At 57.1% G+C, this 21,274-nt stretch carries 21 protein-coding genes; 7 read left to right on the top strand and 14 right to left on the bottom strand.

Annotation, left to right across the window (positions count from 1 at the left end):
- Positions 1-226: 226 nt before the first annotated feature.
- The 5 genes from livF to ACR8BN_RS01655 form a co-directional block, all read right to left on the bottom strand.
- A complete protein-coding gene (livF, locus tag ACR8BN_RS01675; RefSeq protein WP_022624013.1) occupies positions 227-940 on the bottom strand; it encodes a high-affinity branched-chain amino acid ABC transporter ATP-binding protein LivF in 714 nt (237 codons plus the stop codon).
- A 1-nt stretch (position 941) separates the two neighbouring features.
- Entirely contained in the window at positions 942-1,709 is a 768-nt protein-coding gene (gene livG, locus ACR8BN_RS01670; RefSeq protein ID WP_010253302.1) for a high-affinity branched-chain amino acid ABC transporter ATP-binding protein LivG, read from the bottom strand.
- Positions 1,706-2,977, bottom strand: coding sequence for a high-affinity branched-chain amino acid ABC transporter permease LivM (locus ACR8BN_RS01665; RefSeq protein WP_010253305.1), 1,272 nt, complete (start codon positions 2,975-2,977; stop codon positions 1,706-1,708). Before ACR8BN_RS01665 ends, livG begins: the two co-directional genes overlap by 4 nt.
- Complete coding sequence (gene livH, locus ACR8BN_RS01660) at positions 2,974-3,900, bottom strand: high-affinity branched-chain amino acid ABC transporter permease LivH (RefSeq protein WP_009087789.1); 927 nt, start codon at positions 3,898-3,900, stop codon at positions 2,974-2,976. Before livH ends, ACR8BN_RS01665 begins: the two co-directional genes overlap by 4 nt.
- A 134-nt stretch (positions 3,901-4,034) precedes the next feature.
- A complete protein-coding gene (locus ACR8BN_RS01655) occupies positions 4,035-5,147 on the bottom strand; it encodes a branched-chain amino acid ABC transporter substrate-binding protein (protein ID WP_031592701.1) in 1,113 nt (370 codons plus the stop codon).
- A gap of 395 nt (positions 5,148-5,542) precedes the next feature.
- On the opposite strand from ACR8BN_RS01655, the gene panM reads away from it, so the two are divergent.
- A complete protein-coding gene (gene panM, locus ACR8BN_RS01650) occupies positions 5,543-5,938 on the top strand; it encodes an aspartate 1-decarboxylase autocleavage activator PanM (protein WP_010253313.1) in 396 nt (131 codons plus the stop codon).
- A 59-nt stretch (positions 5,939-5,997) separates the two neighbouring features.
- Here the strand turns inward: panM and rpoH are convergent, their stop codons facing one another.
- The 4 genes from rpoH to ftsY form a co-directional block, all read right to left on the bottom strand.
- Positions 5,998-6,855, bottom strand: a complete 858-nt coding sequence (gene rpoH, locus ACR8BN_RS01645; protein ID WP_010253314.1) for an RNA polymerase sigma factor RpoH — start codon at positions 6,853-6,855, stop codon at positions 5,998-6,000.
- Positions 6,856-7,095: 240 nt separating this feature from the next.
- A complete protein-coding gene (gene ftsX / locus ACR8BN_RS01640; protein ID WP_010253316.1) occupies positions 7,096-8,079 on the bottom strand; it encodes a permease-like cell division protein FtsX in 984 nt (327 codons plus the stop codon).
- Positions 8,069-8,737: a cell division ATP-binding protein FtsE gene (gene ftsE, locus ACR8BN_RS01635; RefSeq protein WP_010253318.1), complete on the bottom strand. Its 669-nt coding sequence runs from the start codon at positions 8,735-8,737 to the stop codon at positions 8,069-8,071. Before ftsE ends, ftsX begins: the two co-directional genes overlap by 11 nt.
- A gap of 5 nt (positions 8,738-8,742) precedes the next feature.
- Entirely contained in the window at positions 8,743-10,596 is a 1,854-nt protein-coding gene (ftsY, locus tag ACR8BN_RS01630; protein WP_434747286.1) for a signal recognition particle-docking protein FtsY, read from the bottom strand.
- A 232-nt stretch (positions 10,597-10,828) separates the two neighbouring features.
- Here ftsY and rsmD point away from each other — a divergent pair, with 232 nt between their 5' ends.
- Together rsmD and ACR8BN_RS01620 are read left to right on the top strand one after the other, a co-directional pair.
- Complete coding sequence (gene rsmD, locus ACR8BN_RS01625) at positions 10,829-11,428, top strand: 16S rRNA (guanine(966)-N(2))-methyltransferase (protein ID WP_010671526.1); 600 nt, start codon at positions 10,829-10,831, stop codon at positions 11,426-11,428.
- Positions 11,418-11,690, top strand: coding sequence for a DUF1145 family protein (locus ACR8BN_RS01620; RefSeq protein ID WP_031594235.1), 273 nt, complete (start codon positions 11,418-11,420; stop codon positions 11,688-11,690). Before rsmD ends, ACR8BN_RS01620 begins: the two co-directional genes overlap by 11 nt.
- Before the next feature lie 26 nt (positions 11,691-11,716).
- Here the strand turns inward: ACR8BN_RS01620 and ACR8BN_RS01615 are convergent, their stop codons facing one another.
- A complete protein-coding gene (locus tag ACR8BN_RS01615; protein WP_434747285.1) occupies positions 11,717-12,073 on the bottom strand; it encodes a DUF2500 domain-containing protein in 357 nt (118 codons plus the stop codon).
- Between the two features lie 144 nt (positions 12,074-12,217).
- Here ACR8BN_RS01615 and ACR8BN_RS01610 point away from each other — a divergent pair, with 144 nt between their 5' ends.
- Together ACR8BN_RS01610 and ACR8BN_RS01605 are read left to right on the top strand one after the other, a co-directional pair.
- Positions 12,218-12,847 (top strand): lysoplasmalogenase, encoded by a 630-nt coding sequence (locus ACR8BN_RS01610; protein WP_109652986.1) that lies wholly within the window; start codon positions 12,218-12,220, stop codon positions 12,845-12,847.
- Positions 12,848-12,940: 93 nt separating this feature from the next.
- Entirely contained in the window at positions 12,941-15,232 is a 2,292-nt protein-coding gene (locus ACR8BN_RS01605; protein ID WP_434747284.1) for a zinc/cadmium/mercury/lead-transporting ATPase, read from the top strand.
- A gap of 54 nt (positions 15,233-15,286) precedes the next feature.
- Here the strand turns inward: ACR8BN_RS01605 and tusA are convergent, their stop codons facing one another.
- A complete protein-coding gene (tusA, locus tag ACR8BN_RS01600; protein ID WP_010253330.1) occupies positions 15,287-15,538 on the bottom strand; it encodes a sulfurtransferase TusA in 252 nt (83 codons plus the stop codon).
- A gap of 204 nt (positions 15,539-15,742) precedes the next feature.
- On the opposite strand from tusA, the gene ACR8BN_RS01595 reads away from it, so the two are divergent.
- Entirely contained in the window at positions 15,743-16,408 is a 666-nt protein-coding gene (locus ACR8BN_RS01595) for a 7-cyano-7-deazaguanine/7-aminomethyl-7-deazaguanine transporter (protein WP_143991351.1), read from the top strand.
- Positions 16,409-16,524: 116 nt separating this feature from the next.
- Positions 16,525-17,079: a DcrB family lipoprotein gene (locus ACR8BN_RS01590; RefSeq protein WP_010253333.1), complete on the top strand. Its 555-nt coding sequence runs from the start codon at positions 16,525-16,527 to the stop codon at positions 17,077-17,079.
- Between the two features lie 56 nt (positions 17,080-17,135).
- On the opposite strand, the gene iolE is transcribed toward ACR8BN_RS01590, so the two are convergent.
- The 3 genes from iolE to iolD form a co-directional block, all read right to left on the bottom strand.
- Positions 17,136-18,032 (bottom strand): myo-inosose-2 dehydratase, encoded by an 897-nt coding sequence (iolE, locus tag ACR8BN_RS01585; RefSeq protein WP_010253335.1) that lies wholly within the window; start codon positions 18,030-18,032, stop codon positions 17,136-17,138.
- Between the two features lie 47 nt (positions 18,033-18,079).
- On the bottom strand, positions 18,080-19,090 hold the full coding sequence (locus ACR8BN_RS01580) for a Gfo/Idh/MocA family protein (RefSeq protein ID WP_033780961.1): 1,011 nt from the start codon (positions 19,088-19,090) through the stop codon (positions 18,080-18,082).
- A 62-nt stretch (positions 19,091-19,152) separates the two neighbouring features.
- Positions 19,153-21,093 (bottom strand): 3D-(3,5/4)-trihydroxycyclohexane-1,2-dione acylhydrolase (decyclizing), encoded by a 1,941-nt coding sequence (iolD, locus tag ACR8BN_RS01575; RefSeq protein WP_010253337.1) that lies wholly within the window; start codon positions 21,091-21,093, stop codon positions 19,153-19,155.
- Between the last annotated feature and the right edge of the window lie 181 nt (positions 21,094-21,274).

Below are 21,274 nucleotides of genomic sequence, written 5' to 3'. Positions count from 1 at the left end.
TACATAATTTGCAGAGCGTCTGGGCAGTAAAAAAGCCCGCAGCGGGTTTTCACTTCACCAAACGCAAAAGACGATGGCGGCCCCTCTAACACCGACACTCAAGGCCGTCGGCGGCGCAGGCAGGTTGCGGGCGGACAGCGCGCAGCCACCGGAGCGTACACGTAGTACGTGAGGATGGCGAGCACTGCCCAACCGCAACCTGGCAAGCAAGCCAGGCCTCTGAATGTTAAGCTCCGAGGTATGCGCTGCGGACGGCTTCGTTGGAAAGGAGTGCTGCACCTGTGTCTTCGAGCACCACATGCCCGTTCTCCAGCACATAGCCCCTATCCGCCAGCTTCAGCGCCTGATTCGCATTCTGCTCCACCAGGAAAATCGTCATTCCCTCGCTGCGCAGCTGCTCAATGGTGTCGAAGATCTGCTGAATAATGATTGGTGCCAGTCCCAGCGACGGTTCATCCAGCAACAGCAGGCGCGGCTGACTCATCAGCGCACGGCCAATCGCCAGCATCTGCTGTTCGCCGCCCGACATCGTCCCGGCGCGCTGGATTTTACGCTCCTCCAGACGCGGGAAGAGTTCATAAACGCGCTTGATCCGCGTCAGGTAGTCCGGACGGCTGGCAAAAAAGCCCCCCATCGCCAGGTTCTCTTCTACCGTCATGCGCGAAAAGACCCGCCGGCCTTCCGGCACGATGGCGATCGCTTCACGCATAATGCGTGAGGTTTGCCAGTCGGTAATGGTTTTGCCATCAAAGGTAATGGTGCCCTGCGTCGCGCGCGGTTCGCCGCATAGCGTACCCAGCAGCGTGGTTTTTCCGGCACCGTTAGCGCCAATCAGGGTGACGATTTCGCCCTGATTGATATAGAGGCTGACGTTGTGCAGCGCCTGAATTTTGCCGTAGTGGGCGCTGACGTTCTCAATGGTTAACATCGCATTTGCCATCTCAGGCCTCTCCTAAATAGGCACGAATGACATCCGGGTTATTACGAATCTCTTCCGGCGTTCCGTTAGCCAGCGGCGTTCCCTGATTGACCACATAAATACGGTCAGAAATCCCCATCACCAGCTTCATATCATGTTCAATCAGCAGCACCGACACCTTATGTTCGCCACGCAGCTCCGCAATCAGCGCATCCAGCTCATGGGTCTCTTTGGGGTTAAGGCCCGCCGCCGGTTCATCCAGCATCAGGATCTCCGGGCGCGTCACCATACAGCGCGCAATCTCCAGTCGACGCTGCTGACCATAGGCCAGATTGCCCGCCTGACGGTTAGCCAGATCCAGCAACCCTACCCGCTCCAGCCAGGTCGCCGCACGATCCAGCGCCTCGCTCTCACTGCGGCGAAACGCCGGGGTTTTCAGCAGACCGGAAAATACGCCGCTTTTCAGATGCTGATGCTGCGCCACCAGCAGGTTCTCAATGACCGTCATCTCACGGAACAGACGCACGTGCTGGAACGTCCGCACAATGCCCATCCGCGCAATCTTCTGGCCCGGCAACCCTTCCAGATGCTGCTCACGCAATGTGATCGTCCCGCCGGTTGGCTTGTAAAAGCCGGTCAGGCAGTTGAACACGGTGGTTTTACCGGCACCATTGGGGCCAATCAGCGAAACGATCTCCTGCGGACGCAGCTCCAGCGCCACATTGTTCACGGCTAACAGACCGCCGAAGCGCATCATCAGGCCTTCAACGGCTAATAAAGGCTGAATCATGCCTGCTCTCCTTGTTTACCAGTCCTGAGCTTCAGATGCGGACGCTTCATCGGCAACAGGCCCTGCGGACGCCAGATCATCATCAGCACCATCAGGCCACCCAGCACCAGCATGCTGTACTCATTGAGATCGCGCATCAGCTCGCGTGACACCACCAGCAGGATGGCGGCCAGAATCACCGCAAACTGCGAACCCATCCCGCCCAGAACCACAATCGCCAGCACAAAGGCGGATTCGACAAAGGTAAAGGATTCCGGGCTGACAAAGCCCTGACGCGCCGCGAACAGGCTGCCGGCAAAACCGGCAAACGCGGCACTGATGGTAAAGGCGGTCAGCTTGATGCGGGTCGGGCTGAGACCCAGTGAACGACAGGCAATCTCATCCTCGCGCAGGGCTTCCCAGGCACGGCCCAGTGGCATCCGCAGCAGCCGGTTAATCACAAACAGCGTCAGCACCACCAGCAGCAGCGCCACCAGGTAGAGGAAGATAATGCGGTCGCTGGGATCGTACTTCAGCCCAAAGAAGTTATGGAAGGTATCCCAGCCGCCTTCACGCGGCGTACGGCCAAATTCCAGACCAAACAGCGTTGGTTTCGGGATCTGGCTGATGCCATTCGGCCCACCGGTCAGGGCGGTATTGTTCAGCAGCAGAATACGCACGATCTCACCGAAGCCCAGCGTCACTATCGCCAGATAGTCGCCGCGCAGTCGCAGCACCGGGAAGCCCAGCAGCAGACCAAACAGCGCGGCGACTATGCCGGAGAGCGGCAGACACTGCCAGAAGCCGAGACCGTAATAGTGGTTCAGCAGCGCAAAGGTGTAGGCACCGATGGCGTAAAAGCCGCCATAACCCAGTACCAGAAGACCAGAAAGGCCGACCACCACGTTTAAGCCCAGACCGAGCATCACGTAGATCAGCGTCATGGTGGCGATATCGACGGTGCCGCGTGACACCAGGAATGGCCAGGCAACGGCGGCGATAATCAGCACCGCCATCACCAGCTTCTGCTTCGGCGTCGAGCCATCAAGACCCGGTAACACCAGCGCCGGACCGGAAATTTTCTTCAGGCCACTTTGCCATACCGGACGCAGCAGCTGAAACAGAAACACCACCGCACAGCCTGTGGCGATCCAGTTCCAGCGCACGCTACCGGCGTTCTGCACCACCAGATTAGTGCCGTCCAGATTCAGGCGCAGCCCCATAAAGAAGGTGGCGAGCACCAGCAGCATCACCGAGGAGATCAGGGCATTGATAAAGGAAGTCTTCATACTTTTTCGACCTCCGGGCGGCCCAGAATCCCGGTCGGCATCACCAGCAGCACCACAATCAGCAGGGCAAACGAGACCACATCTTTATATTCCGTGCTGAGATAGGCCGAGGTCAGCGCCTCGGCGATGCCCAGCACCAGGCCGCCAATCATCGCGCCCGGAATACTGCCAATCCCGCCCAGCACGGCGGCGGTGAACGCTTTCATGCCTGCCATAAAGCCGATGAAAGGGTTGATTGAACCGTAGAATTGTCCCAGCAACACGCCCGCCACTGCGGCCATTGCTGCACCGATCACAAAGGTCAGCGAGATCACGCGGTCGGTGTTAATTCCCAGCAGGCTGGCCATTTTCAGGTCTTCAGCGCAGGCGCGGCAGGCGCGGCCCATGCGCGAGTAGCGGATAAAGGTGGTCAGCGCCAGCATCGCCAGGAACGTCACCACCCAGATCACAATCTGCATGGTGGAGATGGTAGCGGCAAAGCCGTTGCTCTCGCCTACCGTCCACTGTCCGGTAATCAGACTCGGCAGCGCCAGGTCGCGTGAACCCTGCGTCAGGCTGACGTAGTTTTGCAGGAATATCGACATCCCGATGGCGGAGATCAGCGCAATCAGGCGCTTGGACGAGCGCACAGGCCGGTAGGCGACGCGCTCGATGCTCCAGCCGTAGGCGCTGGAGATAATTACCGCCATCACAAAGCCGGCCGCAATCATCAGCCAGGTGGTGTCGATGCCCATCATCATCAGGGCGGCAATCACGATAAAGGAGACATAGCTGCCGATCATGTAGACCTCGCCGTGGGCGAAGTTGATCATGCCGATAATGCCGTAAACCATGGTGTAACCGATGGCGATCAGCGCGTAGGTGCTACCAAGGGTCACACCGTTAAACATCTGCTGAATAAAATAGAGGAACTGCTCGGACATACCTTGACCCTTACTTAACCGATCATGGGCGATCGGGGTACAAAAAACGCCTGGCAGACAAGCACCAGGCGTTCGTGTCGCTGGTCAGGGAAAACCGGTTAACCAGCCTCCCGCTCACCACAAAACAGCCTGGTTTACTTCACAGCAGTCGAGGTGCCATCGGCGTGCCATTTAAAGACGCCGAATTCAAAGCCCTTAAGATCACCCTTCTCATCCCAGTTCAGGTTGCCCATCACGGTTGGCACCGCGGCACCTTCCTTAAGGTTTTTCACGATAGCGTCCGGCTCAGCGCTCTTGCTGCGCTCCATGCCGGTTGCCAGCGACTGCAGAGCTGCATAGGTGGTCCAGACGAACGGTCCGGTTGGATCCAGTTTCTTCGCTTTCAGCGCTTCCACGATCGGTTTGTTGGTTTCAACCTGATCGTAGCGTTTCGGCAGGGTCACCAACATGCCTTCAGATGCGGCACCGGCGATGTTGGACAGCGAGGCGTTACCCACGCCTTCTGGTCCCATAAACTGGGTTTTCAGGCCCGCAGCACGTGCCTGACGCACGATCTGGCCCATTTCCGGGTAGTAACCGCCGAAATAGACGAAATCGACGTTCTCTTTCTTGAAGCGCGCCACCAGCGTAGAGAAATCTTTATCGCCAGCGGTGATACCTTCAAACATCACAATATTAGCGCCCTGCTTTTTCAGGCTCTCCTGTACGGAGCGCGCCAGGCCTTCGCCATACTGCTGTTTGTCATGCACCACAGCGATACGCTTAGGTTTAAGCTCGCTCATCACATATTTCGCGGCGGTCGGACCCTGATCGGAGTCGAGACCGGTGGTGCGCATAATCAGTTTATAGCCGCGGGAAGTCAGGTCAGGTGCGGTCGCCGCCGGGGTAATCATCAGCACGCCTTCATCTTCATAGATGTCAGAAGCGGGCTGGGTGGATGAAGAGCAGAGATGGCCGATCACGTAGCGGATGCCATCGTTAATCACCTTGTTCGCTACCGCAACCGCCTGTTTCGGGTCACAGGCGTCGTCATATTTCACCGCAACCAGTTTGTTGCCGTTAACACCGCCTTTGGCGTTGATATCTTCAATTGCCTGAGTCGCACCGGCGAATTGCATGTCGCCGTACTGCGCCACCGGGCCAGACATTGCGCCGACAATCGCCACTTTGATATCTTCAGCCAGCGCCGCATGGCTCATCGCCAGTGCTACACATCCCGCCAGTAATGCGCGACCTTTCATTTTCATCCTGACTACCCCATTTGTTTTGTCGTGTATGTTGTGAGTGTTTGTGCTGTCAGATAAAGTCGAAAACTGATTAAGCATGAATGAGTTAGCGTACTTTTCTGACATTTTTTATTAATAAGGCTTTATTTTTCAGGTTATTAAACAGGAAGTTTCTTCTGTAAATCAACTGACATATTCAGAATTGACTGAGTGAAACAGCATAATACACTGGAGGCAACGGCCGGTTTTTCACCGCTTTGCCAGCGCGTTATGCTGGATTGATCGCACGCTCTCCCTGTTTACAACTATCATCCTGGCATCCCGACCATCTTTTGACCTGTTTTATTGATGAAAATGTGGTAGCACTCTGGTTGTACATTTTCGCTGCACTTTCCCCTGTTACAGAGGTTTTTGTTATGAAGCTCACTATCCAGCGTTTAACCACGCTGACCGCGCAGGACCGCATCGATCTTGGCAAAGTCTGGCCGGATCTGGAGATTGAACAACTGGAGCAGCAGCTGGATGAGCGCCATCGTCTCTATGCTGCCCGTTTTAATGACCGGCTGCTGGCGGGTTTGCAGCTGGAAATCGCCGGGATCCACGGCAAGGTTCACCGGCTGTCGGTGCGCGATGTCACGCGCCGACGCGGGGTGGGACAATATTTACTGGAAGAGACGATCAGGCAGAATGGGTCGATAGCAGACTGGTGGATTGCCGATGATGGCAGTGACGATCAGCAGGTGCGGGCAGCCTTTATGCAGGCGTGTGGCTTCAGGGCGCAGAGTGATGGCTGGATAATGGCGGTAGAATAGTCAGGCGCAGAAAAACAAAAAGGGCGACATAAAGTCGCCCCTTGAGATGTCGAAGTGCGTTACGCTTCGATCGCCATACGCAGTTTCTTCATGGCGTTCTTTTCCAGCTGCCGGACACGTTCGGCTGACACGCCGTACTGATCGGCCAGCTCCTGCAGCGTGGTTTTATTGTCTTCGTCCAGCCAGCGGGCGCGAATGATGTGCTGACTACGCTCATCCAGACCTTCCATCGCATAGCTCAGCTTATCAGCCGCGTGCGCATCCCAGTTATCCTCTTCAATACCGTCAGCAAAGTCAGAGGTTTTATCCTGAAGATAAAGCACGGGTGCCATAGAGCGGCCTTCGCTGCTCTCGTCGTCGGCAGACATATCAAAGGTCATATCCTGCGCGGCCATACGCGATTCCATTTCACGCACATCTTTGCTGCTTACGCCCAGCTCACGCGCAACCATCTCGACTTCGTCCTGATTGAACCAGCCCAGACGCTGCTTGGTTTTACGCAGGTTAAAGAACAGCTTACGCTGTGCTTTGGTGGTCGCGACTTTCACGATACGCCAGTTACGCAGCACGTATTCGTGAATCTCCGCTTTAATCCAGTGCACGGCAAACGAAACCAGACGTACGCCCACTTCTGGGTTGAAGCGACGTACCGCTTTCATCAGGCCGATATTGCCTTCCTGGACCAGGTCAGCCTGTGGCAGACCGTAGCCGGAGTAATTACGAGCGATATGAACTACAAAGCGTAGGTGAGACAGGATCAGCGTCTTTGCCGCATCCAGATCGCCCTGGTAATGCAGCCGTTCAGCCAACGCTTTTTCCTCTTCTGCCGAGAGCATCGGCCAGGTATTCGCAGCCCGGACGTAAGACTCCAGGTTGCCAAGAGGAGCAATAGCTAAAGTTTGCATTTCTTTGGTCATTCAAACCCTCACAAATTCAGTGGAATTGCCGCACATTTCCCTGCGCAGACGATACATTACGTCAACGTCGCGCGGAATCCGAAAGCAATCTGTGCTACTTAGAGTAGTAAAGTTATCCACAAGTTCAATTATAGCGGTGAATATTTTACACACAGATTACAGGAAGGGAAGAGGGGAAATATCCTCTGCACCCGCCATCGGTAGCAGAGGACCATTATAACAAAAAAATGTTGCAGGCGTTTACTGCGGCGTAAATCGACGTAAATGTTGTACCGTTGCCAGCCACGCAGCCACCCAGCCGATGATCGCCGCAATCAGTAACAGCAGCAGCGCCTCATCCCAGGAGAAGCCTTCCAGTGAGAAGGTGGTACCAAATACGGTTGCTACACTGGCAACAACGGACTGCAGACGCAGCACCAGCACTTCCGACAGCAGCAGCGACAGCACTGCCCCGCTGAAGCCCAGCAGCGCCCCGCCATAGAGGAACGGACGCAGGATAAAGCCGTCAGTGGCACCAATCAGCTTCTGCACGTTAATGGTGTCGCGTCGGGCAAAGATGCTGAGCCGGACGCTGTTACCGATCACCAGAAACACTGCCACGATCATTAGCACGCCAATCATTGAGGCGATCTGCCCCACCAGCCCGGTCAGCGCCGCCAGCCGCGCAAACCAGCTATCATCCATCCGCACTTCATCCACGCCCTGCACTTTGGTCACCCGATCGCGCAGGCTTTGCATGGTGTCTGAGTTCTGGAAATTGAGCTTAGGTGTGATGATGGCCACCGCAGGCAGCGGATTCTGCTCCAGCATATCCATTGCGCCGCCAAAGCCTGACCAGTTGCGGAACTCGTTCAGCGCCTCTTCCCGCGTCAGGTAGTTGACGTTATCCACGCCTTCGACCTGCTTGAGCTGCGCCACCACGTTTTCTGCCGCCGTGTCATCCAGCGTTTTGGAGAGATAAACGGTTAACTGCGGCGCCGGATACCACTGTGTTGCCGCCTGGCTGACGTTTTTCCACACCATGTAGCAGACGCTGGGCAGCGTCAGTGAAATGGCGATGACCATCACCGTCAGCAGAGTTGCCAGCGGCTGACGCCACATATCAGAAAGCGTGCCGCGCAGCGCATAGCGCCACTGCTCCTGCCAGCCGCCCTTCAGCGCTTTACTCTTCGACTGCTGCTTCGCTTTCGGCGCAGCCGGACGTTTAATGCGTTTATTGACCATCGTGGCCTCCGTGCAGACGTCCCTGATTCAGCGTCATCATCCGGTAGTTGCGTCGGGCGATAAGACCGCTGTCATGCGTCGCCATCAGGACGGTGACGCCGACGCGGTTGAACTCTTCGAACAGGCGCAGAATGTCTTCTGACAGCGCGTCGTCAAGGTTACCTGTCGGTTCATCGGCCAGCAGCACGGCTGGCTTGTTCACCACCGCACGGGCGATGCCCACACGCTGCTGTTCACCGCCAGAAAGCTGAATCGGATAACTTTTCGCTTTGTCGAGCAGACCCACTTTATCCAGTGCCGCCGAAACGCGACGACGAATATCTTCGCCGCTGGCACCGGAGATAATCAGCGGGATCGCCACATTTTCATAAACCGAACGATCCATCAGCAGGTGGTGATCCTGGAAAATCATGCCGATCTGACGACGCAGAAAAGGCACCTCGCTGTTACGCAGGCGGGAAATGTCATGGCCGCTGAACCAGATTTTTCCGGCACTCGGGCGCTCAATGCCACAAATCAGCTTCAGCAAGGTACTTTTACCGGCACCGGAGTGGCCGGTCAGAAACGCCATTTCGCCAGGACGCAGACGGAAATCTACCCCCTGCAGCGCCTGACGTCCGCCGAGATATGCCTTACTGACCTCTTCAAAGCGAATCATCCTAATTAGTCCTCTCGGGCAAACAGTGCCTCAATAAAATCTTCCGCCTTAAACGGCCGTAAATCTTCAATGCCTTCACCGACGCCGATGTAGCGAATCGGAATACCGAACTGATCGGCCACCGAGAAGATCACGCCGCCTTTGGCGGTGCCATCCAGCTTGGTGAGCGCAATCCCGGTCACGCCAACGGCTTCATTAAACAGTCGGGCCTGGCTGACCGCATTCTGTCCGGTGCTGGCATCCAGCGTCAGCATCACTTCGTGTGGCGCTGAATCATCCAGTTTCTTCATCACGCGGGTGATTTTTTTCAGCTCTTCCATCAGGTGCGATTTGTTCTGCAGACGACCCGCGGTATCGGCAATCAGCACGTCAACGCCACGCGATTTAGCCGCCTGAATAGCATCGAAGATCACCGAAGCGGAATCTGCACCGGTGTGCTGAGCAATCACCGGAATGTTGTTGCGCTGGCCCCACACCTGCAGTTGCTCAACAGCCGCGGCGCGGAAGGTATCACCAGCCGCTAACATCACGGATTTGCCTTCGGCCTGATACTGGCGCGCCAGTTTACCGATGGTGGTGGTTTTACCTACGCCATTGACACCAACCATCAGGATAACAAACGGCGTTTTGCCTGAGACTTCAAGTGGCGCATCCACTTTTGCCAGAATCGAGGCCATCTCCGCTTTCAGCAGACCGTAGAGCGCTTCCGCGTCACGCAGTTGCTTGCGGTTTGCCTGCTGGGTCAGATGCGTGATGATGCGGCGAGTGGTATCCACACCCACATCCGCAATCAGCAGCTGCTCTTCCAGCTCGTCAAACAGCTCATCATCAATCTTTTTGCCACGGAACAGGCTGACAAAACCGGAACCGAGGTTCTGACGGGTTTTCACCAGGCTGCGCTTCAGGCGGGCAAAGAAGCCCTCTTTGCTGGGACGCTCCTGCTCCTGCACGATGAGTGGCGCGGCGGCCAGCGGGAGATCGCTGACGGTATCGGATAATGTCTCTGCCGGTTCCGCGTCGGTGACTTCAGCTTCGCCCAGTGCCAGTGCGGTCAGCTCTTCTTCGGTCAGCGGCGCTTCCGCTTCGCTGTCCGGGGTTTCAACGATCGCAGCCTCGTCCGGCGTCAGCGCTTCATCGATTAACGGCGCTTCGGCTTCGCTGTGCGGGGTTTCAACGATCCCGGCGTCATCCAGCGCCAGCGCGGTCAACTCTTCATCGCTTAATGCCGCGTCCGCTTCGCTGTGCGGGGTTTCAACGATCGCTGCGTCATCCAGCGCCAGCGCGGTCAACTCTTCTTCGCTTAATGCCGCGTCCGCTTCGCTGTGCGGGGTTTCAACGATCGGGGCGTCGCCCAGTGCCAGTGCGGTCAGCTCTTCTTCGCTTAACGGCGCGTCCGCTTCGCTGTCAGGGGTTTCAACGATCGGGGCGTCGCCCAGCGCCAGCGCGGTCAGCTCTTCTTCGCTTAACGGCGCATCTGCCGGAGCCTCGTCAGCGATCGGCGTGACCACGTCGTCGGCGTCAATAACCGGCGTCGCATCATGTTCAGGTGCGGAGACCTCCAGTAACGCTTCGGGATCGGCCTCAATCGGCTCAGCCTCATCGAGCACCGCGGGTGCCGACTCATGCGGCGCTGCCGCGGTGACTTCCGCCTCACGCTGCTGTCCGGCCACCGTTTCGGTGATAACGACAGTCTCTTCCGCTTGCGCTTCAGCCTGGCCTAATGCCGGGGCTTCCTGTTCTGCCTGCTGCTGTGCGGATTCTGCGACCTCTTGTGTCTGCTCCTCCGCGACAGGTTGTTTCTCTTCCTCTTTGCCAAATCCCAGCCAGGAAAAAAAGCCACGTTTTTTCTCTTTTGCCATTGTGTGACGACACTCCTCGATGGCTTTGTCCCGGTCGCGCGTGGTTTCCAGGGGTAAATCAATGAAAGTTGGTCAGCGCCAGACCGGCGTAAACCGCAGAATAATGCATGACTTCAGCAACTCAGTAGTCTAACACTTTCCAGCCAGCTCACCACAGCACCCTTTTTTAACGTTTCTTCTCACCGATTCGCCCGTTAAACTACGCAACAAATTATGACGAGTTGTGAGCAAGATGAATAAAAACCCCCGCAGTACAGGCGGTGCCGGGCAGATTCGCATCATTGGTGGCCAGTGGCGCGGACGCAAATTACCGGTGCCGGACAGCGCCGGACTGCGCCCGACCACCGATCGGGTACGTGAGACGCTGTTTAACTGGCTGGCCCCGGTGCTGCCAGAGGCGCGCTGCCTCGACTGCTTTGCCGGTAGCGGCGCATTAGGACTGGAAGCCCTGTCGCGTTACGCGGGATCGGCGACGCTGCTGGAGCTGGAACGTCCGGTGGCGCAGCAGCTGACAAAAAATCTGCAGACGTTGCGCGCCAGTAATGGCACCGTGATTCAGACCAATGCGTTAAACTGGCTGGCACAACCAGGTGAACCGTTCGATGTAGTGTTTATCGATCCGCCGTTTCGTCAGGGATTGCTGGAACAGACGTTACAGTTGCTGGAGCAGAATCACTGGCTGGCCGACCAGGCGCTGATTTACGTTGAAAGTGAAGTGGAAAATGGCGCACCGCCGGTGCCGCCAGAGTGGGATCTTTATCGCGAGAAAATAGCCGGACAAGTGGCTTATCGTTTGTATCAACGTCAACAGGAGACGCAGGATGTTACTTAATTTGGGGCGTCTGTTGATGCTATGCGTGTGGGGATTTTTACTGGCTAACCTGATTCATCCCTACCCGAAACCGCTGACTTATTTTATCAACGTTGCGCTGATTTTCATGATCCTGATGCATGGTCTGCAGCTGGTGTTACTGCGCACCACGCAGACCAAAGATGCGCCGCCGATTGACCGCGTCACCCAGGCCAAAGTGTTTCTGTTCGGGGTGTTCGAACTGGTCGCCTGGCAGAAGAAAAACTTCCCACGCAAGAAATAATCCCAGGCGGGCGCAATGCCCGCCGGTTACTGCCGGGGTGTGAAGCTGATAAAGCGCGTGCCCTGCATCTTCAGCTCGCCTCTGGCGCCCTTATCCAGCCGATGATATTCCGCCTCTTTAAGCTGCACTTTGATGTCGCTGGCGCCGTTCAGCGGGTGAAACAGCACCTCGTAGCGCATCTCTTCCCCGGCGATAACTTCGCGCTGCCGTGAACGGCGATTGGGTGCAGGAAACTCACGTTTGGTTCTGACCTCAGCCTGCAGAGAACGCTCGGGTGAAGCGTCATTCACCGCCACTTCCCGGCGCTGCTTAATGAACTGACGGGTCGCCAGCACGGCGATAATCGCCAGAACGATGATAAAGATTAGCGGCGGTTTGCTCATAGCGCTCTCATGCCTGCAGGATGATTAATCAGGCGGCAAAGCATACAACCAGAGTTGCCTGATTGTCACATCTCAGAGGCTTAACCTAAACTGGAAGGGATATTTTGGGATCTTTCACCATTTTGAACAAAAAAGGGAGAAACAATGCTCTGGTCTTTCCTCGCTGTACTTTTCTCCGGCTGGCTCTATGTCGACGCCACCTATCGCGGCCCGCAATGGCAACGCTGGTTATTTAAGCCGGTCACGCTGCTGCTGCTTGTCGGGCTGGCCTGGCAGGCACCGGTGCTGCAGACTACGGACTACCTGATTCTGGCCGGTCTGGTGGCGACGCTGGTCGGTGATGCGTTAACGCTGCTGCCGCGTCAGCAGATGCTCTATGCCATCGGGGCTTTCTTCCTGTCGCACCTGCTTTATACCCTCTGCTTCGCCGCCAGCATGACCATGACCTTCTTCTGGCCGATTCCGCTGACGCTGCTCATCATCGGTGCCGCCCTGATTGGCATCATCTGGAGCCGACTGGAAGATCTGCGCTGGCCTGTCTGCACCTTTATCGGCATGACGCTGGTGATGACCTGGATAGCGACCGAGCAGTACTTCTTCCGCCCGACCGATTACAGCTTCTCGATCATGGTGGGTGCCGGTCTGCTGCTGCTGGCCAACGCCGTCTGGTTTATTTCACACTATCGTCGCCGCTTTTCCGCCGACAGCGCGATTGTCGCCGCCTGCTACTTCGCCGGTCACTTTATGATCGTGCGCTCATTGTGGGTCGTCTGAGAAAATAGCCTTGACTCTGGAGTTCACTCCAGAGTGTAGGATAAAGGATGGGCTGCGTTGCTCATCCCACTATTCTTACACTCTGGAGGTCATATGCATCAACATCACGCCTGTGGCTGCGGCAAACCCCGTGCCAGTCACGCCGCAGCAAAACCGCTGTGCCAGGTTCGCCAGGCCCGCCCCCTCTCCCTTTCTATCCACGCCGCGACGCCTGTACCTGCGGAGACGGCAGGCTGTTGCTGTGACAGTAACTGCAGCCCTGGCAACGACGCCGACGCCGCTGAGGAAAGCGACCGGCGAGGTGCCGACAGTTATCCCTTTAGCTGGCAGGTCAGCGGGATGGATTGCCCGTCGTGTGCCCGCACTATTGAAACCGCTGTCCGTCAGGTAAGTGGCGTGACCGACGCCCGTGTGTTGTTCAGCAGCGAGAAACTGGTGATCAACGCTGACCAGGATGTACAAAACGCCGTTGAACAGGCGGTGAAAAAAGCTGGCTTCCAGCTCGCAACCCCATCAGCCACGTCGGCCACATCCCCCGCTACGCCGGGCTGGCAGCATAACCGGATGCTGATTTTGCTGGCGCTGCTGGTGCTTGCCAGTAGCATTCTCAGCCAGTTCGCGCCCGCCTGGGGCGATCGGCTGTTTGTGCTGACCACGCTGGTCGGCCTGGTCCCGGTGGCGCGCGGCGCCTGGCAGCGTCTGCGCAGCGGATCGCCTTTTACTATTGAGACATTAATGACGCTGGCGTCAGCTGGCGCACTGATTATTGGCGCACACGCTGAAGCCGCGATGGTGCTGGTGCTGTTTCAGCTGGGCGAACAGCTGGAAAGCTATGCCGCCTCCAGGGCGCGCAGCGGCGTAACCAGCCTGATGGCGTTGCGGCCTGAATCGGCGATTCGCCTTGAACAGGGCAAACGTACTGAGGTACCACTCGCAGCGCTGCAACCCGGCGATGTGATTGAAGTCGCGGCGGGCAGTCGCTTGCCGGTCGATGGCAGCTTAATCAGTCCGCTTGCCAGTTTCGATGAGAGCGCGCTAACCGGTGAATCACTGCCGGTAACGCGGGCCAGCGGCGAAAAAATTCTCGCCGGTGCCACCAGCGTTGATCGACTGGTGATGCTGGAAGTGGTGTCGAAGCCGGGTGAAAGCGCGATCGACCGTATCCTGCAACTGATTGAAGAAGCGGAAACGCATCGTGCGCCGGTCGAACGCTTTATCGACCAGTTCAGCCGTATTTACACGCCGCTGGTCATGCTGCTCTCTGTGCTGGTGATGGTGGTACCGCCCCTGCTCGGCGCAGGCGACTGGCAGCCGTGGATCTACAAAGGGCTGACACTGCTGTTAATTGGCTGCCCCTGTGCACTGGTGATCTCCACGCCTGCCGCCATTACCTCCGGGCTGGCTGCGGCGGCGCGACAGGGCGCACTGATCAAAGGCGGTGCGGCGCTGGAGCGGCTGAGTTCGGTGCGCAGAATGGCGTTTGATAAAACCGGTACCCTGACGCTGGGCAAGCCACAGCTGACGCAGATCCTGCGGTTTGGCACGACCAGCGAGTCAGAGATGCTGGCGCTGAGCGCCGCTGCAGAACAGGGTGCCACCCATCCGCTGGCCAGCGCTATCGTGGCGGCCGCGCAGGCGCGTTATCTGGTGATTCCTGACGCGCAGGATCAGCAGGTGCAGGCGGGACGCGGCATCAGCGCGAAAGTCGCTGGCCAGCAGATTCAGCTGCTGACGCCCGGCCATGCGCCCGGTCTGACGCCGCAGCAAAATGCGCAGATAGCGCAACAGGAAGCTGAAGGTGAAACTCTGGTGGTGCTGATGCGCAATGGCGAAGCGCTGGGTGCGCTGGCTCTGCGCGATCAGCTGCGCGACGATGCCGTCGAGGCGTTAAAGGCGCTGAAAAAGCTGGGTATTGAGAGCCTGATGCTGACCGGCGACAATCCGCGCGCTGCGGCGACCATAGCCCGCCAGCTGGATATTGATTATCGCGCCAGTCTGCTGCCCGCCGATAAAGTCGCGGCGATCCGTGAACTGAGTCAGCAACAGCCGCTGGCGATGGTCGGGGATGGCATTAACGACGCGCCAGCAATGAAAGCGGCAACGCTGGGCATTGCGATGGGCAGCGGCACCGATGTGGCGCTGGAAGCGGCCGATGCTGCCCTGACGCGTAATCAGCTCAGCAATCTGGCTCCGATGATTGCGCTGGCACGCCGGACTCGGCGCATCATCCGTCAGAATATCGGTATTGCGCTGGGGCTGAAGGCGATTTTCCTGGTTACAACCCTGCTGGGTCTGACCGGACTCTGGCTGGCGGTGCTGGCGGATTCGGGTGCGACCGCGCTGGTCACCGCCAACGCGCTGAGGTTACTGCGTCGCCGCGCCTGAGCAGGCGGCTTCTGATCAGAAGAGTGAAGTTAACGGCGGCCTGTACGGCTGTCGTTAACCCGCCATGCCTTTGCGGATCAGAAACTGATAGGGCAGCGTGTCGGTTTGCTGCGCCAGCAAGCCATGTTCCATAAAGCGGCAGAAGCCGGGAATATCGCGCGTGGTGGCCGGATCATCGGCGATGATCAGCAACGTTTCGCCATCCTGCAGGCTGCGTACGGTTTTGCGCACCATCATCACCGGCTCCGGGCAACGCAGGCCACGGGCATCCAGCTGATGGTCGGCAGAGGAAAAAGCATCGCTCATAATCAACTCGGTTCAGGTAAGGGGCGCTCATTCTAGCGCGTGCTGGCGGTGAAGCAAGGCGATAACGATTGCGCTAAAATTAACCATTGCATAAAAAGCACAACGCGGTAAGATGCCGCCGCTTTTTGCTCATAAAACTGCCAGGCGCTGCCCGAACGGCGTCCCGCAATGGGTTCCCTCACCCCAACATTAAAAAGGTTGAATATGCTCGCATTTTCTTCGCGTCAGCGCATGCATGCGCTTTTCTGGTTATCGCTGTTTCACCTGCTGGTGATCACTTCAAGTAACTATCTGGTTCAGCTGCCCATTTCAGTGTTTGGCTTCCACACCACCTGGGGTGCATTCAGCTTCCCGTTTATCTTCCTGGCGACCGATCTCACCGTGCGTATTTTTGGCGCACCGCTGGCCCGACGCATTATTCTGGCCGTGATGATCCCGGCGCTGTTTATCTCTTACAGTGTCTCGGCGTTGTTCTATCAGGGTGAATGGCAGGGCTGGCAGGCACTGGAAGTGATGAATCTGTTTGTTGCCCGTATCGCCTGCGCCAGCTTTATGGCTTACGCGCTGGGTCAGATTCTCGACGTTCACGTGTTCAACCGTCTGCGTCGCCTGCCACAGTGGTGGATTGCGCCGGGCTGCGCCATGTTCCTGGGGAATGTCAGCGATACGCTGGCCTTCTTCTTTATCGCCTTCTATAAAAGCCCCGATGCGTTTATGGCGCAGCACTGGGTTGAGATTGCCCTGGTGGATTACAGCTTCAAAGTGCTGATTTGCATGGTCTTCTTCCTGCCCGCCTACGGTGTACTGCTCAACGCAGCGCTGAAGCGTATGGCTGAACGCCAGACCGCCCGCCAGGTAAATTTCGGCTAAGCGCCCATACGGTTTCCACCACTATCCGCTAAGATCTTCTGACAATCATCAGGTTGCGTTTGCAACCTGATTCCTGTTGTATTAATGCCTGACTGGAAACTTAAAAAGGGATTCTGATGCGCAACCTGGTGAAATATGTAGGAATGGGTTTACTGGTACTCGGCTTAGCGGCCTGTGACCAGAAGAAAGATGAAGCGGCGAATGACAACGGCGTCAGCGCCAGTCAGTCGGCGCAAACCGTCACGCTGATGGATGGCAAACTGAGCTTCTCGCTGCCACCAGGCATGTCCGATAAAAGCGGTAAACTGGGTTCGCAGACCACTAACATGCACGTTTATGCTGATGAAACCGGTGCCCGCGCCATTATTGTGATTGCCGGTGACCCGACCAATGATGGTCTGGATGTGCTGTCGCAGCGTATGGAACAGCAGCAGCGTAACCGCGATCCGCAGTTGCAGGTGGTGTCGAACAAATCTGTGACGCTGAAAGATCAGCCCGCGCAGCAGCTGGATACGGTGATTTCTGCCAACAACCAGACATCATGGTCTTCAGTGGTTCTGGCGAAAGTGGATGGCAAACTGGTGACGCTGCAGATTACGCTGCCAGGTGATAATCAGCAGCAGGCACAGAGCGATGCTGACAACATCGTGAAAAGCATTACGCTGAAGTAAAAAAAGGCTGGCTTCCCTGCACGGCGGGGAAGCCAGCCTTCGGTCTGAAGGGCTTTTTATAAGCCTGCATTCTCGCGAATATATTTCCGCGCTTTCACCGCATATTCAAACGGATTGGCCAGTGCCGGATCCTGCTCCGCCTCAACCACCATCCAGCCTTTATAGCCGTAATCATCCAGGATTTTGAACACCGGTCTGAAGTCGATCACGCCATCGCCCGGTACGGTAAAGGTGCCCTTTTTCACTCCTTCCAGGAACGAAAGATGGTTCTCACGTACCTCGGCGACCACCTCATCACGCACATCCTTAAGATGAACGTGGAAGATGCGCGGCAGATATTTCTCCAGTACCGCCAGCATCTTCTGCTGGGAGCCTTCGGAGTAGTAGACGTGGCCGGTGTCATAGAGCAAACCGACCTGCTCGTCGGTCATTTCCATAAACCGGTCAATCTCTTCAGTAGTCTGAATACCGGTGCCCATGTGGTGATGCAGCGTCACGCGCATCCCCTTCTCCGCCGCGATGCGGGCCAGTTCGTTGTAGCCTTCCGCGGTTAACTGCCACTCTTCATCGCTGAAAATGGCTTTCTCTTCAAACACCGCAAGCCCGGTGCCCTGAATACTTTTACTCTGCTCAGAACAGCCAATCACCCGCGCGCCCATCGCATGCAGGAAGTTCATATGCTCGATGAACTGTTCGATGGTTTTCTGTTTGTCGCCGTTGGCGAAAAAGGTGCTGAACCAGGCGTTGCAGATCTCAATGCCGCGAATGTCGAGCATCGGTTTCAGGATCGCCGGATCGCGGGGATATTTGCTGCCTACTTCGCTGCCGGTAAAGCCAGCCAGCGCCATCTCACTGACGGTTTGCTGGAAGGTATTCTCACTGCCGAGATCCGGCATGTCATCGTTGGTCCAGCCGATCGGGGCGATCGCCAGTTTTACATTCTCTTTGTTCATTATCTTATTCCCAGGCGGAGAGCGGCCATGCCGCATAGACAGCTAAATCAGTTATAGAAAGCAGGACGCGGCGGCATCTCTACCGGCTCAATCGCACCACTGTTCTGCGCTTTAATGCAGGCATCGGCGGCGACTGAGGCGGCAAAGCCATCCCAGGCAGAAGGACCGGTCAACTGGCCCGCTTTGATGTCGTTGATAAACGCCTGAAGCTCAACGTCATACGCCTCGATAAAGCGATCTTTCCAGTCCACCAGAATGGTGTTCGACAGGCGGGCCTCTTTGCGCAGCTGCACCGAAGAGGGCTCTGGCAAGCGGGCAATCCCCTCTTCACCCACCACTTCACACTGAATGTCATAGCCGTAAGCGCAGTTAACGAAGATCTCGACGTCAATGCGAACCCCTTTCTGGGTTTCGAATAGCACGATCTGCGGATCTTTCAGCTGACTGTGTGACTTCGAGGTGACGCGCGGGAAGACCACCTGCACCGTTTTATAGTCATCGTTTGTCAGCCAGCGCAGCACATCCAGCTCGTGGATCAGGGTGTTAGTGATCGCCATCGGCGTGGTGTAGTTCTCCGGCACGGTCGGGTTGCGGTGCGCGCAGTGCAGCATCAGCGGCTCACCGATATCGCCATCGGTGATCACTTTTTTCAGTGCACGATAGCCCGCATCGTAGGGACGCATAAAGCCGACCTGCACCAGGCGTTTACCCGCCTGAATCTCTGCATCCACGACCCGGCGGCAGCCCTCAGCGCTCATCGCCAGCGGCTTCTCACAGAACACCGGTTTACCGGCGGCAATCGCCGCTAAGGTGAACTCTTCATGGGTCGGATCCCATGAGGTGACCAGCACCGCATCAACATTCGGAGACTGAATCACGTCGTGTCCATTTTCGAATACCTCCGCCTCAATATTCAGGCGTTGCAGTGCGGCACGCGCGCCTTCGACATTAATGTCAGAGACGGCAACCACCTGTGCACCCTGCAGCACATGGCTGCAGCGGCGAATATGTTCCTGACCAATTGCACCTGTACCGATGACGCCAAGTTTCAAAGTCATAATTACACCTGTGTAGGGTTCGTACGGAGAAGAGCAAAACGGGCCGCGGCACGGCCCTGAAATTAATATTTTCGCGCCTGATCCAGATGGCTGTTGAGCTTGTCCGCCACCGCCTGAGAACGTTCGGTCTTCGAGGCCTGCGCCACGCCGACGTGCCACCAGCTGAAATATTTGTGGATCATGGTTTTTGGCAGCACTTTGATGTCGATAAGGGTGGAAACCGTCTGCGTGCGGGCATCTTCCAGCGCCGCCTTGAGCTGCTCCAGCGTGGTCACACGATAGGTTTTGCAGCCATAACCGGCGGCGATAGCGGCGAAATCGACCGGGATAAAGCCGCCGTCCAGCTTGCCGCCTTCCGCATTACGGAACCGGAACTCGGTGGTAAAGCTGTCCATGCCGTGTTCCATCTGCAGGTTATTGATGCAGCCGTTGGTCATGTTATCCAGCAATACTACGTTGATCTTCGCCCCTTCCTGAATCGAGGTGACCAGCTCTGAGTGCAGCATCATAAAGGAGCCATCACCGACCAGCGCATAGACCTCGCGCTGCGGCTGCGCCAGCTTCACACCCAGCGCGGCATTCACTTCATAACCCATGCAGGAGTAGCCATATTCAACGTGATAGGCGTTGTAATCTTTGGTGCGCCAGACGCGCTGCAGGTCGCCCGGCAGACTGCCCGCCGCTGCCACTACCACTGCGTCTTTTGGCAGTTGCTCATTCAGGGTGCCGAGCACGCTGCTTTGTGTCAGCAGCGACTGGGTCAGGCGGTTAAACTCGGCGAACACCGCTTCGCGGTCGAGATGATCCGCAATCTCCGGCACAAAGTCGCCATCGTGATATTCCACCTGGTAGACACGCTGCGTCTCTTTCAGCAGCTGGCTCTGCGCCTGCTCAATCTGGTTGCCCCAGTCGTTACTGTAGTGCTGCGAGGCCAGCCCGGCGGTGAGCGCGGTCAGCCCTTCGCGGGCATCGGCCAGCAGCTGCACGCCATCGAGCTTGTAGCTGTCGAAGTTACTGACGTTGATGTTCAGGAAGCTGACATCGGGATGCTGGAAAATCCATTTCGAAGCGGTAGTGAAGTCGGTGTAGCGGGTGCCGATGCCGATCACTAAATCGGCCTCTTTCGCCAGCAGGTTAGCCGCCAGACAGCCGGTTTCGCCCACGCCGCCGACATTCAGCGGATGGTCAGAGACCAGCGTGCCTTTGCCCGCCTGCGTCTCCGCAAAGGGAATCTGATAGCGCTCGGCAAACTGGCGCAGCGCCTCGCCCGCTTCGGAGTATTTCACTCCGCCGCCGCAGATAATCATCGGCTTGCGCTTACGGTTAATCAGCGTCAGGGCATCTGCCAGCTGCGCCGCCACCGGCAGGCGGCGATCCAGACGGTGCACCCGTTTCTGGAAGAAGTAGTCCGGGTAATCCCAGGCTTCGCCCTGCACATCCTGCGGCAGAGACAGCGTGACCGCGCCGGTTTCTGCCGGATCGGTCAGTACGCGCATGGCGTTGATACAGGCGGACATCAGCTGTTCCGGGCGGCTGACGCGATCCCAGTATTTGCTGACGGCGCGGAAGGCATCGTTGGTGCTGATGCTGAGATCGTAGCTCTGCTCAATCTGTTGCAGCACCGGATCGGGCTGGCGGGTGGCGAAGACATCGCCTGGCAGCAGCAGCAGAGGAATGCGGTTGGCGGTCGCGGTCGCCGCGGCGGTGATCATATTGGCCGCACCAGGCCCCACAGATGAACTGCAGGCGATAATCTGGCGGCGCAGCGACTGGCGCGCAAAGCCGGTGGCAGCATGAGCCATGCCCTGCTCATTACGGCCCTGATAGACCACCAGATCGCCGCTATCCTGTTCCAGCGCCTGGCCCAGCCCCAGCACGTTGCCATGTCCGAAAATGGCGAAGATGCCTTTTACGAACTTCGTCTCAACGCCATCGACATCAATAAATTGATTATCAAGAAATTTAACCAGCGCCTGTGCCGTGGTCAGTCTGATAGTGCCCATATTCTTCCTTACATGCTGGTGGACCCCGACTTCCGCGACAGCACGCCAGGCGTTGTCATCGGCGGAAAAGGCGACCTGAATAACTGAAACGTGAGGCGATTATAAACAAATATATTTTTCATAAAACACGATTACAGAAGAAACATTTCATTTTGCGAGTGAGATCAAATTTAATGACGGC

Origin of the sequence: Pantoea sp. Lu_F5_004 (genome assembly GCF_051136245.1) — a bacterium.
Classification (GTDB): Bacteria; Pseudomonadota; Gammaproteobacteria; order Enterobacterales; family Enterobacteriaceae; genus Pantoea; species Pantoea agglomerans.
The sequence above is the reverse complement of the archived record's forward strand: the minus strand, read 5'-3'. Positions and strand labels throughout refer to the sequence as shown.